This window comes from Mesorhizobium sp. (genome assembly GCF_965229135.1).
Taxonomy (GTDB): Bacteria; Pseudomonadota; Alphaproteobacteria; order Rhizobiales; family Rhizobiaceae; genus Mesorhizobium.
Map to the genome: position 1 here is coordinate 2,671,433 of NZ_OZ245860.1, position 14,553 is coordinate 2,685,985.

Consider the following 14,553-nt stretch of genomic DNA (forward strand, 5'->3'; position numbering starts at 1 on the left):
GGCCGTTTCCAACAGGTCGACAGAGCGCTGAGTCGCCCGGCACAATCCCGAGCACACCATCACTGTCATGTGTCACTTAAATGACATTGTTTGTCGGCACCTGCCCTTCAAGGCTGGTAAGAACCGGATACGCGCCATTGACCAGGCCAGGCGAGAACCCGAAAGTTGCCGGATTGTTTTGGAGTAGCCCATGTACAGCGCCGTAACGCGCAACATCGAAGTGCAGGTCAGGCCGTTCTATCTGGAGGAGCGCTCCGAGCCCTCCGAGAACCGCTACGTCTGGGGCTATCAGATAACGATCGACAACCAGTCCGATGAATTCGTGCAGTTGTTGTCACGCTACTGGCGCATCACGGACGGAACCGGCCGGGTCGAGGAGGTCAGCGGAGCCGGCGTGGTCGGCGACCAGCCCGAACTCAATCCGGGCGACAGCTATCAATACACTTCGGGCTGCCCGCTCTCGACGCCATCCGGCATCATGGTCGGGCACTACACGATGCGCAACAAGCGCGGCGAGACGTTTGACATCGCCATCCCCGCCTTCTCGCTCGACCTGCCGGGAACGCGGCGGACGGTAAATTGAACAACAACCATCGCGGAAGCGTTGGCGCGGCCCGTCATCCGCCCTGCGGGCTCCTTCTCCCCGTGAAACGGGGAGAAGGCGGCTCCTTTACCGCGCCGTGAATTCCGCCGGATCGAAGTCATATTGCTTCGAGCAGAATTCGCAGGCGACATGGATGCCGCCATCCTCGGTGCTTTCCTTGATCTCCTGCGCCGAGAAGCCCTCGAGGATGCCGCGGATCTTGTCCCTGGAGCACGAGCACTGATCGTCGACCGGGACGCCGCCGAACACGCGCACGCCATGCTCGTGGAACAGCCGATAAAGCAAGCGCTCGGCCCCGATGGTCGGGTCGATCAGTTCTGTCGGCTCGATCGTGCCGAGCAACGCAAGCAACTCCTGCCAAGAATTGTCGACGGGATCGTGGACTTCCTCACGCGGATCGCCGTCACCGCCAGGCAGATCCGGAACGCGCATGCGCTCGGGCGACTGCGGCAGGAACTGCGCCAGGATGCCGCCGGCGCGCCACTGCTCGCGCGCGCCGCCGACGCCGGGCGTCAACAGCTTCGCAACCGATAGCCTGACATCGGTCGGGATCTGCTCCGACTGACGGAAATAGGTGCGTGCCGCATCCTCCAGCGTTTCGCCATCGAGCTGGACGATGCCCTGATAGCGCTGCGTATGAGCGCCCTGGTCGATGGTCAGCGCCAGAACGCCGCTGCCGAGGAGCGTCTGCTGCGACGTTTCGCCTGCCGCGACGAGCGCTTCAAGCCGATCAGCATCGAAGCGCGCATAGGCGCGTAGCGCCGAGGGCGTGGAAAAATCCGCGACCAGCATATCGACTGGCCCGTCGGTACGGGTCTGAAGGATGAACTTGCCTTCGAATTTGAGCGATGTGCCGAGCAACACCGTCAGCACGCAGGCTTCCGCCAGCAGGCGGGCGACAGGCTCGGGATAGTCGTGGCGCGTGAGAATGGCGTCAAGCATCGGTCCGAGCTGGACGGTGCGGCCACGCACGTCGAGCGGACCGACCTCGAACGGCACGACATGGTCGTCACCGGCATAGCCGAATTCGCCGAGCTTGGGTTGATGTTCAGACAATTGATGGGTTTCCAACATGACAATGCTCCAGGGCGCGGCCATGCCGCCCTGTCGGGAGCATGCGTCGAAACGCGCTTGTTTTGCGTGATGCGCCGCAAATAGGCATCACACCTCCGGAGATCAAGCGCCGAGGCACCAGGCAAGCACCGCCTTCTGGGCGTGGAGCCGGTTCTCGGCTTCGTCGAACACCACCGAATGGGGACCGTCGATGACCTCGTCGGTCACCTCCTCGCCGCGATGCGCCGGCAGGCAGTGCATGAAAAGCGCGTCCGGCTTGGCATGGGCCATCAGCTTGGCATTGACCTGGTAAGGCGAGAACACGTTGTGGCCGCGGGCGCGATGCTCCTGACCCATCGACACCCAGCAGTCGGTAACGACGCAGTCGGCCTGGTCGACGGCTTCCTCGGGCGAACGGGTGAAATGCAGCTTGCCGCCATGCGCCTTCGACCAGTCGACATGCTTCTGCGCCGGCTCGCTGCCTTCCGGCACGGCGACGTTGAGATTGAAGCGGAACCGCGCCGAGGCTTCCAGCAGCGAGTGCAGCACATTGTTGCCGTCACCGGTCCAGGCAATGGTCTTGCCGGCAACCGGGCCGCGATGCTCCTCGAAGGTCATGATATCGGCCATCAGCTGGCATGGATGCGTATCATCGGTCAGCCCGTTGATGACCGGGATGGTGGCGTTCTCGGTCAGCTCCATCAGGCGCTCATGCGATGTGGTTCGGATCATGATGGCATCGACATAGCGCGACAGCACCTTGGCGGTGTCGGCGATGGTTTCCGAGCGGCCAAGCTGCATCTCGGTGCCGGTCAGCATGATGGTCTCGCCGCCAAGCTGGCGCATGCCGACGTCGAAGGACACCCGGGTGCGCGTCGACGGCTTGTCGAAGATCATGGCCAGCACCTTGCCTTCGAGCGGCCTGGTCCGCTCGCCGGCCTTCAGGCGTGCCTTTCGCGCCACCGCATCGTCCAGCATGAAACGCAAATCGCCTTCGGAAACGGCGGAAAGATCGGTAAAATGGCGAAGTGACATCTGGAATGGTTCCGGGCTTACTTCGCGGCGGCCGCGTCGATGGCCTCTGACAGCCCCTTCGCGCCGGCGCGTATGCGCTCCAACGCTTCGTGGATCTCGGCATCGGTAACGGTGAGCGGCGGCAACAAACGAATGACATTGTCGCCGGCCGGAACCGCCAGCAGGTGATGATCGCGCAACGCCATGTTCACCTTGGTGTTGGGCATGGCACATTTGAGGCCAAGCATCAGGCCAGAACCCCTGATGCCCTCGATGACCTCGGGAAACTCATCGGCTATGGCCGCCAGACCCTGCTTCATCAGAAGCGCCTTGCGCTGGACATCCTCGAGGAAGCCATCTTCCAGCACCACGTCGAGCACGGCATTGCCGACAGCCATGGCGAGCGGATTGCCGCCGAAAGTGGTGCCGTGCACGCCAGCCGTCATACCGACAGCCGCTTCATCGGTGGCGAGACAAGCGCCCATCGGGAAGCCGCCGCCGATACCCTTGGCGATCGCCATGATGTCTGGCGTGACGCCTGACCATTCATGCGCGAACAGCTTTCCGGTACGGCCGATGCCACACTGGACTTCGTCGTAGATCAGCAGCAGGCCGTGCTGGTCGCAAAGCTGCCGCAGCCGCTTCAGCGACTGGGTGGGCACCGGGCGAATACCGCCCTCGCCTTGCACCGGCTCGATCAGGATCGCCGCCGTTTCCGGCGTGATCGCCTTTTCGGCGGCGTCGATGTCATCAAAGCCGACCTGGTCGAAACCTTCGACCTTGGGTCCGAATCCCTCCAGATACTTGTACTGGCCGCCGGCCGCTATGGTCGCCAGCGTGCGGCCATGGAAGGCGCCTTCGAAAGTGATGACGCGGAAGCGTTCGGGATGGCCCTTGACGAAATGGTAGCGCCGCGCCGTCTTGATCGCGCATTCCAGCGCCTCGGCGCCGGAATTGGTAAAGAACACCTTGTCGGCGAAGGTGGCATCCGCCAGACGCTCGCCCAACCGGCTTTGTCCGGGAATTTCATAAAGGTTGGAGACGTGCCAGAGCTTGGCGGCCTGCTCGGTGAGTGCGGCGACCAGATGCGGATGGCCGTGGCCCAGCGAATTCACGGCGATGCCACCCGCGAAATCGAGATATCGCTCGCCCGCGTCGGTGATCAGCCACGTGCCCTCCCCACGGTCAAAAGCCAGGGGAGCCCGAGCAAAGGTCTCGAAAAGCGCCGAACCGCTCATTATATGCGTCTCCGGTACCGGAAAATCAAAAAAGCCGCCAAAGCGGCGGCCTTTGCGGCTTATCGTGTTTTTCGGTCATGAAGTCAACGAAAACGTCGCGTAAGGCACGCGACAAGCCCTCCAGCAAGACGCCGGCTCATAAGCGACCGGGCAAGTTGGGGAAAACCGAAAAAACCGATTCGTGTTGCACTTGGGACTCTTGTCACCGAGTCAGCGCATAAGGTAGTTGTAGACGAGAAATAACTAGATTTCGTGCGGCGGACCTAATCACTAGATATATGTGGTGTCTGCCCCAGCAGTGGTGCTGGGTCGGGAATGGATTCCGATTGCCGCACGCTGAGCAGGAGCGCGGTCTCATGAACTGGACTGACGAGCGGGTAGAACTTCTTAGAAAACTCTGGTCGGAGGGTCTGAGCGCCAGCCAGATCGCCGCACAGTTGGGTGGCGTCAGCCGCAATGCGGTCATCGGCAAGGTCCACCGCCTGAAACTGTCGGGCCGCGGCCGCGCGACAGCTACCCCTGCGCGTCAGAAGAAGGCCGTTCAGGGATCGACCGTGCAGAAATCGGTGGCGCGCCCGGCAAGCACGGCGCGCCATGTCACCACATCGATCGGCGCGACCGCGCTACAGGCTCAGTTCGACGCCGAACCGGTGGCGCGCCACTATATTCGCCCGGTCGCGGAGAACGTCGTAGTGCCGATCTCCAGGCATCTCCAGCTCGTCGAACTGACGGAACGGACCTGCAAATGGCCGAACGGCGATCCGCTGTCGGAGGATTTCCACTTCTGCGGCAACGACGCGGCGGAAACCGGCCCCTATTGCAAATATCACGCGCGCGTGGCCTTCCAGCCCGCTTCGGAGCGTCGGCGCAGCCGCTGAGCGAATAGCGAATAGCGAATAGAAACGGCCTGGCTTCTTGCGAAAGAGCCAGGCCGTTTTGATTCAGCCGCCATCCAATCCAGTGGCGGCCGACATCATCGTGAAGTAGCGACTCAGTTCACCGGCAATGTCGCGGAAAGGCTGATCTTGTCAGTCTTGTCGCCCTTCGGCCGATCGGCCGGCATCTGCTCGCCGGTGACGATGTAGTAGATCGTCTCGGCAATATTGGTGGCGTGATCGCCGATCCGCTCGATGTTCTTGGCGCAGAACAGAAGATGCGTGCAGGGCGTGATGTTGCGCGGATCTTCCATCATGTAGGTCAGCAGCTCGCGAAACAGCGAAGTGTACATCGCATCGATCTGATCGTCGCGATCACGCACGAAACCGATCTTCTCGACGGAGCGTGAGGCGTAGACGTCGAGGACTTCCTTGAGCTGTGTCAGCGCAAGGTCCGCCAGCGCCTCGAGGCCACGAAACAGGCTGGTCGGCTGGCGCCCGTCCGTGACCGCCACCACGCGCTTGGCGACATTCTTGCCGAGGTCGCCAACGCGTTCAAGGTCGGCCGAGATGCGAATGGCGCCGACGATCTCGCGCAAATCCGTAGCCATTGGCTGGCGCTTGGCGATGATGATGATCGCCTTGTCGTCGATCTCGCGCTGCCCTTCGTCGAGAACGGCATCATCCCGAATGACTTTCTGAGCAAGCCCCGGATCGGCATTGACGAGCGCGGCGATCGCCTGCTCGACCATACGCTCGGCATGACCGCCCATCGCGGCGATGCGCTTCGACAGGTACTTCAGCTCCTCGTCGTAGGCGCTCATGATATGTACGGACTGCATGGGCCAATGCCTTCCCGGATTCTTATGGTTGAGTCGTTCCCTTGAATCCCTGCTGATACGCTATCGGGATGACAGAAAAAAGAAACGGCTTGTCGGGAAGATAGTGCTTCGTCAGCGAGCCGGCAAATGAACCGAGAAGGCGGCGCCCTTGCCGACCTCGGACCTGATCGTAAGCCTGGCATTGTGACGCGTCAGTATGTGCTTGACGATCGACAGGCCGAGGCCGGTGCCTTTCTGGGCGCGGCTCGTCTCGACATCGACGCGGTAGAAACGCTCGGTGATGCGCGGAATGTGCTCCTCGGGAATGCCGGGCCCGAAATCCCTGATGGTCACGTCGATACCAGGTTCTGGATTGTCGTTGCCGCGCGCCATCGACACCACGACGCGCCCCCCCGACTGTCCGTACTTGCAGGCGTTCTCAAGCAAGTTTTCGAAAACCTGGAACAGTTCATCCCGATCGCCCGGCACGTCGAACGGACCTTGAGCAAAGGCACGTTCGATGACAACGCCATTATCCCTGGCCATGGGCCCCAGGGAATCGATGACACTTTCGATCGTCTGGCGCAGGTCGACTTCGGTTCCAGGCTTCAGATACGGCTTCATCTCCAGCCGCGAGAGCGACAGCAGGTCATCGATCAGCCGTGCCATGCGGCCGGTCTGGTTCTGCATGATCTGCAGGAACTGCTCACGCGCCGCCGGATCATTGCGGGCCGGCCCGCGCAGCGTTTCGATGAAGCCGGCGATCGAGGCCAGCGGGGTGCGCAACTCATGGCTGGCATTGGCGATGAAGTCGGCGCGCATCCGATCGATCCGGCGCGCCTCGCTCTGGTCCTTGAACACCAGCACATAGAGGTCGGTGCCATGACCGACCGAGGATGCGCTGACCCTGTAGGCGCGCTCGACCGGAAGCTTTTCCGTATAGTCGACCGCGTCGGATGCGACCTTGCCCGACAGGATGCTGTCCAGCAGGGTCTGCATCTCCGGGGCACGGAATTTCAATGACAACGACAAGCCCGGCGCTATGCCGCCGAAGGCCGCGAAAGCAGCGGCATTGGCGTGAACGATCGTCGCTTCCCGGTCAAAGATGATCAGCGGGTCGGCAACCGCGGCGGCGAGATATTCCCCCGACAGCCGTTGCAATCCGCTTCCTTCGATCGCCGCGGCGCGACGCTCCGCCGACTGTCGCAGGCCGCCGGTTGGCAGCATCGCCGCGCCAAGGATCAGCACGAGCGCCGCAACCAGCACATAGGAAGACATGCCCGAGAAGACGTAAACGACGACAATGGCGACAATGCCAGCCGCAAGCAGCCAGCGACTGCCCCAAAGCCGGCCGGCGATGTGATGCGCCGCGCTTCGCTCCCCCTCGCCCATGTCAGCCATTCGCGCGCCTCACGTCTCGCAACCCCGTCGGCCGATCGGTTGGAAACTTGCCGCTGGACCGATATGGAGGCTCCCAATAGCATGATCCCGAAAGCAGGAAAGGTTCGTCTTGATGAAAAAACCCAAGGAAACTCCCGCAGCGCCTGCACCGGGCCCGCTCAAGATCCGGATCGATGGCAAGGAGCGGGAGTTCGACATCGAGAACCCCACGCTTCCTGAATGGGTCGAGGACAACAAGCTGACTGCCGGCGGCTTTCCCTACGACAAGAAAATGAAGGCGGAGGAGTACGATCAGACGCTCGAGCAGTTGCAGATCGAACTGGTCAAGGCGCAGGCCTGGCTGCAAAAGACCGGTAAGCGGGTCATGACGCTGTTCGAGGGACGTGACGCGGCCGGCAAGGGCGGCACGATCTTCGTGCTGCACGAGTACATGAATCCTCGAACCGCGCGCAACGTGGCGCTGACCAAGCCGACCGAGACGGAACGCGGGCAATGGTATTTCCAGCGCTATGTGGAACATTTCCCGACGGCCGGCGAATTCGTCACCTTCGACCGCTCCTGGTACAACCGCGCCGGCGTCGAGCCGGTGATGGACTTTTGCACGCCCGAGCAGCATGAGAAGTTTCTGGACGAGACCCCCCATTTTGAACGGATGATCTGCAATGAAGGCATCCATTTCTTCAAATTCTGGCTGAACATCGGCCAGGAAACGCAACTCGAACGGTTCCACGATCGCCGCTTCAGCCCGTTGAAGAGCTGGAAATTCTCGCCGATCGACATTGCCGGCATAACGAAATGGGACGAGTACACCAAGGCGCGCGATCTCATGATCGAGCGGACGCACAAGGAGTTCGCGCCGTGGATCATCGTGCGCGCCAACGACAAGCGTCGCGCCCGGCTGGCCGTCATCCGGCGTGTGCTTCTGTCGCTTCCCTATGAAGGCCGCGATCTTGAAATCATCGGCAAGGAAGACAAGAAGATCATCGGCGAAGGACCGTCATTCCTGTCAAAGCAGGGTTAAGCATTGCGCCGCGCATCCCGAGGATGCGCGGCGCAATTTGGTAAAGGCCTGAACGTCGGGACCTTACGCTGCCAGCCGGGCAATCCGCTGCAGCCGCCGCAGCGTCGTGTCGTCCTGCAGCGCCTGCTGGAAAAGCGAGATCTCGCGGTCAATACGGTCGCAGAGTGCGTCCGTGTCTCCCTTGAGCAAACCGCGCGTCTGCAGCAGTGCGGCTACCGGTTTCTTGGCCAGTTGACGCGCCCTGGCAAGGGCCGCCTCCTCGACACTGCCATCCGCAACGATCTCCGCGACAAGTCCGAGCGCCCGTGCATCTTCCGCGCCGAGCGTATCGCCGAGGCAAAAGAAGCGGAAAGCACCGGCGTAGCCGAGTTTCTGCGGCGCCAGGATGCTGGTTGCCGCATCCGGCACCAGTCCGAAGTCGACGAACGGTACACGGAACGTACTTTTGCCCGACGCGATCACCATGTCGCAATGGAACAGGATGGTGCAGCCAACACCGACGGCGTCGCCGTCGACACAGGCAAGGATCGGCTTGGGGAACGTCGCCAGCATGCGAAACATGTCGGTGACGGCCGCGATCAAACGTTGATGCTTGGTGGCGTCGAGGAATTCGGAGAAGTCGCCGCCAAGGCAGAAGCACCCTGCCAGGCCGCGCAACACCACGACGCGCACATCGCCGTCATCGGCAGCCTCATGGAATGTCCTTGCCAGGCTTTCGTAGGCCCGCCTGTCCAGCACAGGCCGACCGTCATCGGACGATACCGTGACGATCAGCGCATGGCCGCGCAGCTCCGGTTGAGGATGGACGCTCATGCTTTCCTCTGTTCTCATGACGCCCGCCTTTGCCCGAGCATGTCGGGATATCCCCTGACCAACACGGGTGCGAAGTGATTGCGGCGCGAGCGCACCACATCGAGCGTGTGCTCGGTGAAGGTGAGCAGCGTGGCGACGACCTGCTGGTTGCCATAGGTGCGCTGATAGCCAAGCGGCGTCGCAAGGAAATGCAGTTGCAGCGCCCGCAGCACCCACATCGGCTCGAACTCGATGATCACCTGATTGACGTTTCGCTTCAGCCCCCACTCGACGAAGCCCGCAATGAGCTCGGTTCCAACAGTGGAAACGCCGCGACGGCCATCTCGAAAACCGGGCGCGACGGCATAGCGGGTCAACTCGTAGATGTTGGGTCCTGACGGTGGCGTTCCTTCAAACAGGTCGGTCAGCACCTCCGTGAGAAGGTGCCCCCGCGTCGTCGGCAACATGCGCTGATAGCCGGCGACTTCGCCGCCCCTGATGACGATCTGATGGACTGCCTCATCATGATCGAACTGGTCGATTTCGAGCCCGTCCGGGCGCCTCAGATCCTCCCACCCCATCTCCTCGACGAAGACCTGGTGGCGTAAGCGATGAACAGCCTCCCAAAGATCGGGACGTTCCATCAATTCCTGGGTTGTAAGGGCAAAAAGCATCTGCCGTCTCCTGTGTTCAGAGGAAGATACGGCCGGGCTTTCCCGAGAAAATTACGTGATCACGTAGGCAAGAATTTCTAGGCCGGCACGGCCGACCTAACTAATGTAGCCGCGCCTTATCGCTTCCGCGACGGCCTGAACCCGGTTGACGGCACCGAGTTTGCTTTTGGCGTTAAGAAGGTGTTTCTCCGACGTATGCTCCGAGATGCCGAGGATCTGCGAAATCTCCCATTCGGACTTGCCGACGGCAGCCCATTGCAGGCATTCGCGTTCGCGCGGCGTCAGCTCGATATGCTCGATGGTCTTGTTGGCCATCGTGTGAAGCTGCATGGCGCGGCCGATCGCATAGGTCGACACCAACGATACCAGACCGAACTCGTCCGCGGACAGCTCGACAGCTTCGCCACCCAGAGACACCATGACGATTTGGCCGTCTAGTGTGATCAGCGGGAAGGCCAGCCCGTCGCGCAGCTTGAATGCGCCGGCATCGCCCATCACTTCACCGCTACTCTTGTCGACGCGAACGCCCTGTGCCGCCTCCCGCCACTGGAACGGCGCCTGCAATTGCTTCATGTGGCTGACAACCGGGTCATGATCGACATAGTTGCGCGCGACGTAGCGCTCGAGCCATTCGACCGGCCAATCGCAAAGCAACACGTGCTGCTTCTGCTGCCCGGCCGGCGTGCCTGGCTGCGGAACGGTTCCAGCCATCAGCGCCGTCAGACCGAAATCCGACGTGATGCCAAGCAACTTTTCGCAGACAGCCGCAGCTGTGTTCGCATGCTGCAGCTGGTCTATGAATTCCAATGTTCGATCGAACTGACCCATCGCAACATCAACCCCATGTTGCCTTCCGCATTGAGGTCAATGGTCCATGCAAACCTGCATTCCACCACCAACCCCGGATTGCAAAATGCCTCGTATTTGTTGTTGCGCTTGACCTTGACACCCCATCAAGGCAAGCGCGGCTATTTGCAAACCCGCTAAACCATATCCCTAAATCGGCGCGTTGAAATCAAAAACCGTTGTGCCTGCGGCATTTTCATACGAAAAGCCGATGCAGGCAGGGGCGGTCGGAGCATGGTCGTGGCGTTTCGGTGGATGGTACCGATACTCATCGGGATACAGTTGATCGCCAGCGGTGCGCGGGCCGCCGAGCCTCAGGTGCCGGTGCTGTGGGATGCCAAGGAACGGCTACCGAAACCGGACCTTTCCGCGTTGCCGCGGCTGAGATTCCTGACGACCACGGATTTCCCACCCTTCAACTTCCTCGACAACGCAGGACGCCTGTCCGGCTTCCATGTCGATCTGGCCCGGGCCATCTGCGCTGAGCTCGGCATCGCCGATAAATGCCAGATCCAGGCCTTGCCGTGGGCCGAGCTCGACGGTGCGCTGCAGAGAGGGGAAGGCGAAGCGATCATCGCCGGCATTGCGCCGACGCAGGAGTCGCGGCAGAAATATGCCTTCTCACGCTCCTACCTGCAGTTTCCGGCACGCTTCATCATGCCGAAAGGCAAGGCGCTGACCGAGCCGATCTTCGACAAGCTGCGCGGCAAGCGCGTTGGCGTGATCGTGGGTTCCGCGCATGAGCGGATGCTGCGCGATTATTTCGGCACCGTTCAGATCGTCCCCTTCGACAAGCCGGATGATCTCTACGGCGATCTCAAGGCCGGCAAGATCGACGCCGCCTTTGGCGATGGCATGCGCTTCGCCTTCTGGCTCGGCGGCACCGATGCGGCCGGCTGCTGCCGTTTTGCCGGCGGCCCATATCTGGCGCCTGAATATCTCGGGGCAGGCATGGCCATTGCCACCAGGGCCGACGACCGCGCACTGGCCGCCGCGTTCGATTACGCGCTGCAGGAGATTTCGGTGAAAGGCACGTTTGCCGAGTTCTACCTGCGCTATTTCCCGGTCAGCTTTTTCTGACTTCGTTCGATCCGCGCTTACGTGAGCGTTCGCAGCCTTGCCTTGGCTGCCCGGCCGATGGCGGCGACGGTCAGCGTGTCGATATCGAGCTGGCGGCGGATGAGCTGGAGCACCCGCACCTCTTCCATCCGCATTTCAAGATCGACCGCCGCGACCTCGAAGGCCGCGGCATAGGCGGTGTCGCGCAAGCGCTCCGGCAGCACGTCGGCGACAACAGCCAGCACGCCTTCCAGCCCGTGCTTCTCGTGCAAAGCCTTCTGACAGGCCTGGGCGACCGTAACCAACCGATCGTGATTGAAGTCTTCAAAGACGGGCCATGAGCGGACGACGTCGCCAATCCGTGCCAGTTCGACATCGGTCATGTCGCGATCGGACGCCGAGGTAATGACCATCAGGTAGATCAGGGCTTCATGTGGCGTCAGCGCGGGCATTCTCTACTCCTGTAAACCGGTCTCGAAGGTAGGAATGCACCCTCGGCGCCGCAAGGAAAAAGCGGCGTGCGCGTTGACGCCCGGGGCAGGCCCGCATAGAGCGACGGCGTCCGTCCGCATGGACGCACGGCGTGCCCTCCATCGCTTCTGAACCTGGCGCCTCCCGAAAATCGATTTCGATTCCTGGACCGATGCGATAGAGACCGATTGAACACCCACCCGGCGCCTGAGCCGGCGAACGATTTGGAACAGTGGACATGGCGGGATCAAACCTCATCGATCTCAACCCCGAGGTGCTTGCGGCTGCGGCCGAGAGCAAAGCGTGGCCCTTCGAGGAAGCCAGAAAGCTCGTCGAGCGCTACAAAGGCACTGATTTTCCCGAGACCGTTCTGTTCGAGACCGGCTACGGCCCGTCGGGCCTGCCGCATATCGGCACGTTCGGCGAGGTGGCGCGAACCTCCATGGTGCGCCACGCCTTCCGCGTGATCACGCAGGACAAGGTGGCCACCAAGCTCTTGTGCTTCTCCGACGACATGGACGGCATGCGCAAGATACCCGACAACGTGCCGGATCGCGCCGCGCTCGAACCGCATCTGCACAGGCCGCTCTCGTCGGTCCCCAACCCGTTCGGCGGCGACTATGCGAGCTTTGCCGACCACAACAATGCAATGCTGTGCCGTTTCCTCGACACGTTCGGGTTCGACTACGAGTTCGCCAGCGCAACGCAATATTACAAGGCCGGCCGCTTCGACGCGATGCTGCTGCGCGCCGCCGAACGCTATGACCAGATCATGGCGGTGATGCTGCCGACGCTTGGACCGGAGCGCCAGGCGACCTACAGTCCGTTCCTGCCGATTTCGCCGAAGAGCGGCCGCGTCCTGTACGTGCCGATGAAGCATGTAGACGCCAAGGCCGGCACGATCACCTTTGACGACGAGGGAACCGAAACCACGCTTTCCATCACCGGCGGCAGGGTGAAGCTGCAGTGGAAGCCGGATTTCGGCATGCGCTGGGCGGCACTTGGCGTCGATTTCGAAATGTTCGGCAAGGACCACCAGACGAATGCGGTGATCTATGACCGCATCTGCAACATTCTGGGCGGACGGGCGCCCGAACATTTCGTCTACGAGCTGTTCCTCGACGAGAATGGCCAGAAGATATCCAAGTCGAAAGGCAATGGACTGACGATCGACGAGTGGCTGACCTATGCGCCAACCGAGAGCCTCGGGCTCTACATGTACCAGCGGCCACGGCAGGCCAAGAAGCTCTATTTCGACGTCATCCCGAGGGCCGTGGACGAGTATTACGCTTTCCTCGCGGCCTATCCACGGCAGGACTGGAAGGAGCGACTGGGCAATCCTGTGTGGCACATGCATGACGGCAACCCGCCGGTCGTAGATATGCCGGTGCCGTTCTCGCTACTGCTCAATCTGGTAAGCGCTTCGAACGCACAGAACAAGGATGTGCTGTGGGGATTCATCTCCCGTCACGCCGCCGGCGTGACGCCACAAACACATCCCGAGCTCGACAAGCTTACGGGCTATGCGATCCGCTATTTCGACGATTTCGTGAAGCCGACGAAAACCTTCCGCCCAGCCGACGACGTCGAGCGCGCGGCGCTGGAAGCACTGGAAAAGGCGCTGGGCAATCTGCCGGCGGACGCCAATGGCGAAGCGATCCAGAATGCGTCGCTCAACGTCGCCCGCCAGATCGAGCGCTACCAGGACCATTCAAAGAAGAGCCCGGAGGGCGGCCCTGGCGTGTCCGGCGCCTTCTTCCAGATGATCTACCAGGTGCTGATCGGCCAGGAGCGCGGGCCGCGCTTCGGTTCGTTCGCCGCACTCTATGGCATCGCCGAGACGCGGGCGCTCATTCAGCAGGCGCTGGCGGGTCAGCTGGCCTGAGCTCCCCGCCGACCTCTTCCAGGATCGAACTCGACGCCTGAGGCGCCGGGTTCGGCGCGGCCGGAACCGGCGGCAAGCCGGAAAGGTCCGGCGCTGGCCCGAATATACCTTTCCTGGCGGTACGTGCCTTCTCGCCGGCGTCCTCGTAAGGGCCGCCCCTGGCGGCGCGCGACCAGCCATTTTCAACAAGCCATTGACCGACATCCTGCTTGCCGATCCTGCATTCGGCGGCGATCAGGTCACGGCCGCCTTCGGAAGGTACTTTGCAGATAACCGTGCGACCGCGCAGAAAAGCCCGGAACGCCGTGCGCGCCCGCACGCCGCATGCCCACGACTTGTCGTTGTCGGAGCATGTCTCGTCCTGCCTGACGATATCGACGCCAGAGATAGCAACCGAATAGCCCTTGGCCTCGATCAAGCCGGCCGCGGAGGCCACCGGGTTGAACAGCTTTGTACCATCCCAGTCGTTGGGCATTTTCGGCTTCGGCGGCATGGCCAGCGCCAGCTTGCTCAGAGGCGGGCGCGGGTCGATCCGCTCGAGTTCTTCGGATTGGAGCGGCGGTGGCGCGACTGCCTCGGGGTCGATGGTCCGCGAGTGCTGCTCGGGCTTCGTAGCCTTGTCCGGCTGGGGAATGGCGGAAGTGGTCGGAGCGTCGATCGGTTGTTCGGCTATGGCCTGAAGCTGATCGACGCTGCTGCCATCGCCGCCACGCTGAACGGCACGGCCACCGGCGACAACCAGGGCTCCCATCGTCACGATCGCCAGAACCGCGACGCCGGCATGAAGCGGACGCATCAT

General features: G+C 62.0%; 16 protein-coding genes. 6 read left to right on the forward strand and 10 right to left on the reverse strand.

Annotated features, from left to right (window positions below; translation table 11 throughout):
- The first annotated feature begins 190 nt into the window (after window positions 1-190).
- Complete coding sequence (apaG, locus tag ACO07C_RS12765) at window positions 191-583, forward strand: Co2+/Mg2+ efflux protein ApaG (RefSeq protein ID WP_421914519.1); 393 nt, start codon at window positions 191-193, stop codon at window positions 581-583.
- Between the two features lie 87 nt (window positions 584-670).
- Here apaG and ACO07C_RS12770 read toward each other — a convergent pair whose 3' ends face one another.
- The 3 genes from ACO07C_RS12770 to ACO07C_RS12780 all read right to left on the reverse strand — a co-directional run bounded on the left by ACO07C_RS12770 (window position 671) and on the right by ACO07C_RS12780 (window position 3,909).
- A complete protein-coding gene (locus tag ACO07C_RS12770) occupies window positions 671-1,702 on the reverse strand; it encodes an Hsp33 family molecular chaperone (RefSeq protein WP_421914520.1) in 1,032 nt (343 codons plus the stop codon).
- A 78-nt stretch (window positions 1,703-1,780) separates the two neighbouring features.
- Window positions 1,781-2,692, reverse strand: a complete 912-nt coding sequence (argF, locus tag ACO07C_RS12775; RefSeq protein ID WP_421914521.1) for an ornithine carbamoyltransferase — start codon at window positions 2,690-2,692, stop codon at window positions 1,781-1,783.
- Window positions 2,693-2,709: 17 nt separating this feature from the next.
- Entirely contained in the window at window positions 2,710-3,909 is a 1,200-nt protein-coding gene (locus ACO07C_RS12780) for an aspartate aminotransferase family protein (protein ID WP_421914522.1), read from the reverse strand.
- 356 nt (window positions 3,910-4,265) lie between these two features.
- On the opposite strand from ACO07C_RS12780, the gene ACO07C_RS12785 reads away from it, so the two are divergent.
- A complete protein-coding gene (locus ACO07C_RS12785) occupies window positions 4,266-4,787 on the forward strand; it encodes a GcrA family cell cycle regulator (RefSeq protein ID WP_421914523.1) in 522 nt (173 codons plus the stop codon).
- A gap of 113 nt (window positions 4,788-4,900) precedes the next feature.
- On the opposite strand, the gene phoU is transcribed toward ACO07C_RS12785, so the two are convergent.
- Both phoU and ACO07C_RS12795 read right to left on the reverse strand, forming a co-directional pair.
- Window positions 4,901-5,626: a phosphate signaling complex protein PhoU gene (gene phoU, locus ACO07C_RS12790; RefSeq protein WP_421914524.1), complete on the reverse strand. Its 726-nt coding sequence runs from the start codon at window positions 5,624-5,626 to the stop codon at window positions 4,901-4,903.
- A gap of 111 nt (window positions 5,627-5,737) precedes the next feature.
- On the reverse strand, window positions 5,738-7,006 hold the full coding sequence (locus ACO07C_RS12795; protein ID WP_421914525.1) for a sensor histidine kinase: 1,269 nt from the start codon (window positions 7,004-7,006) through the stop codon (window positions 5,738-5,740).
- Between the two features lie 112 nt (window positions 7,007-7,118).
- Between ACO07C_RS12795 and ppk2 the strand changes: the two genes are divergently transcribed.
- The gene (ppk2, locus tag ACO07C_RS12800; RefSeq protein WP_421914526.1) at window positions 7,119-8,027 is read left to right on the forward strand and encodes a polyphosphate kinase 2; all 909 of its coding nucleotides are present in this window, start codon (window positions 7,119-7,121) and stop codon (window positions 8,025-8,027) included.
- Between the two features lie 63 nt (window positions 8,028-8,090).
- Here ppk2 and ACO07C_RS12805 read toward each other — a convergent pair whose 3' ends face one another.
- From ACO07C_RS12805 to ACO07C_RS12815, 3 genes are all read right to left on the reverse strand, one after another.
- On the reverse strand, window positions 8,091-8,840 hold the full coding sequence (locus ACO07C_RS12805; protein WP_421914527.1) for an enoyl-CoA hydratase-related protein: 750 nt from the start codon (window positions 8,838-8,840) through the stop codon (window positions 8,091-8,093).
- Window positions 8,841-8,854: 14 nt separating this feature from the next.
- Entirely contained in the window at window positions 8,855-9,493 is a 639-nt protein-coding gene (locus ACO07C_RS12810) for an acyl-homoserine-lactone synthase (RefSeq protein WP_421914528.1), read from the reverse strand.
- A gap of 96 nt (window positions 9,494-9,589) precedes the next feature.
- Window positions 9,590-10,204, reverse strand: coding sequence for a helix-turn-helix transcriptional regulator (locus tag ACO07C_RS12815; RefSeq protein WP_421914529.1), 615 nt, complete (start codon window positions 10,202-10,204; stop codon window positions 9,590-9,592).
- On the opposite strand from ACO07C_RS12815, the gene ACO07C_RS12820 reads away from it, so the two are divergent.
- Together ACO07C_RS12820 and ACO07C_RS12825 are read left to right on the forward strand one after the other, a co-directional pair.
- Window positions 10,151-10,480, forward strand: coding sequence for a hypothetical protein (locus tag ACO07C_RS12820; protein ID WP_421917624.1), 330 nt, complete (start codon window positions 10,151-10,153; stop codon window positions 10,478-10,480). The genes ACO07C_RS12815 and ACO07C_RS12820 overlap by 54 nt on opposite strands.
- A 114-nt stretch (window positions 10,481-10,594) precedes the next feature.
- On the forward strand, window positions 10,595-11,419 hold the full coding sequence (locus tag ACO07C_RS12825; protein ID WP_421914530.1) for a transporter substrate-binding domain-containing protein: 825 nt from the start codon (window positions 10,595-10,597) through the stop codon (window positions 11,417-11,419).
- Between the two features lie 17 nt (window positions 11,420-11,436).
- On the opposite strand, the gene ACO07C_RS12830 is transcribed toward ACO07C_RS12825, so the two are convergent.
- The gene (locus ACO07C_RS12830) at window positions 11,437-11,850 is read right to left on the reverse strand and encodes a tellurite resistance TerB family protein (RefSeq protein ID WP_421914531.1); all 414 of its coding nucleotides are present in this window, start codon (window positions 11,848-11,850) and stop codon (window positions 11,437-11,439) included.
- 257 nt (window positions 11,851-12,107) lie between these two features.
- Between ACO07C_RS12830 and ACO07C_RS12835 the strand changes: the two genes are divergently transcribed.
- Window positions 12,108-13,754, forward strand: coding sequence for a lysine--tRNA ligase (locus ACO07C_RS12835; protein WP_421914532.1), 1,647 nt, complete (start codon window positions 12,108-12,110; stop codon window positions 13,752-13,754).
- On the opposite strand, the gene ACO07C_RS12840 is transcribed toward ACO07C_RS12835, so the two are convergent.
- Window positions 13,720-14,550 (reverse strand): thermonuclease family protein, encoded by an 831-nt coding sequence (locus tag ACO07C_RS12840; protein WP_421917513.1) that lies wholly within the window; start codon window positions 14,548-14,550, stop codon window positions 13,720-13,722. The genes ACO07C_RS12835 and ACO07C_RS12840 overlap by 35 nt on opposite strands.
- Window positions 14,551-14,553 lie beyond the last annotated feature (3 nt).

Bases quoted from the DNA above. Each gene is read 5' to 3' on its own strand.
- apaG (WP_421914519.1), top strand. From the start codon at position 191: ATGTACAGCGCCGTAACGCGCAACATCGAAGTGCAGGTCAGGCCGTTC.
- ACO07C_RS12770 (WP_421914520.1), bottom strand. From the start codon at position 1,702: ATGGCCGCGCCCTGGAGCATTGTCATGTTGGAAACCCATCAATTGTCT.
- argF (WP_421914521.1), bottom strand. From the start codon at position 2,692: ATGTCACTTCGCCATTTTACCGATCTTTCCGCCGTTTCCGAAGGCGAT.
- ACO07C_RS12780 (WP_421914522.1), bottom strand. From the start codon at position 3,909: ATGAGCGGTTCGGCGCTTTTCGAGACCTTTGCTCGGGCTCCCCTGGCT.
- ACO07C_RS12785 (WP_421914523.1), top strand. From the start codon at position 4,266: ATGAACTGGACTGACGAGCGGGTAGAACTTCTTAGAAAACTCTGGTCG.
- phoU (WP_421914524.1), bottom strand. From the start codon at position 5,626: ATGCAGTCCGTACATATCATGAGCGCCTACGACGAGGAGCTGAAGTAC.
- ACO07C_RS12795 (WP_421914525.1), bottom strand. From the start codon at position 7,006: ATGGCTGACATGGGCGAGGGGGAGCGAAGCGCGGCGCATCACATCGCC.
- ppk2 (WP_421914526.1), top strand. From the start codon at position 7,119: ATGAAAAAACCCAAGGAAACTCCCGCAGCGCCTGCACCGGGCCCGCTC.
- ACO07C_RS12805 (WP_421914527.1), bottom strand. From the start codon at position 8,840: ATGAGCGTCCATCCTCAACCGGAGCTGCGCGGCCATGCGCTGATCGTC.
- ACO07C_RS12810 (WP_421914528.1), bottom strand. From the start codon at position 9,493: ATGCTTTTTGCCCTTACAACCCAGGAATTGATGGAACGTCCCGATCTT.
- ACO07C_RS12815 (WP_421914529.1), bottom strand. From the start codon at position 10,204: ATGGCTGGAACCGTTCCGCAGCCAGGCACGCCGGCCGGGCAGCAGAAG.
- ACO07C_RS12825 (WP_421914530.1), top strand. From the start codon at position 10,595: ATGGTACCGATACTCATCGGGATACAGTTGATCGCCAGCGGTGCGCGG.
- ACO07C_RS12830 (WP_421914531.1), bottom strand. From the start codon at position 11,850: ATGCCCGCGCTGACGCCACATGAAGCCCTGATCTACCTGATGGTCATT.
- ACO07C_RS12835 (WP_421914532.1), top strand. From the start codon at position 12,108: ATGGCGGGATCAAACCTCATCGATCTCAACCCCGAGGTGCTTGCGGCT.
- ACO07C_RS12840 (WP_421917513.1), bottom strand. From the start codon at position 14,550: ATGCGTCCGCTTCATGCCGGCGTCGCGGTTCTGGCGATCGTGACGATG.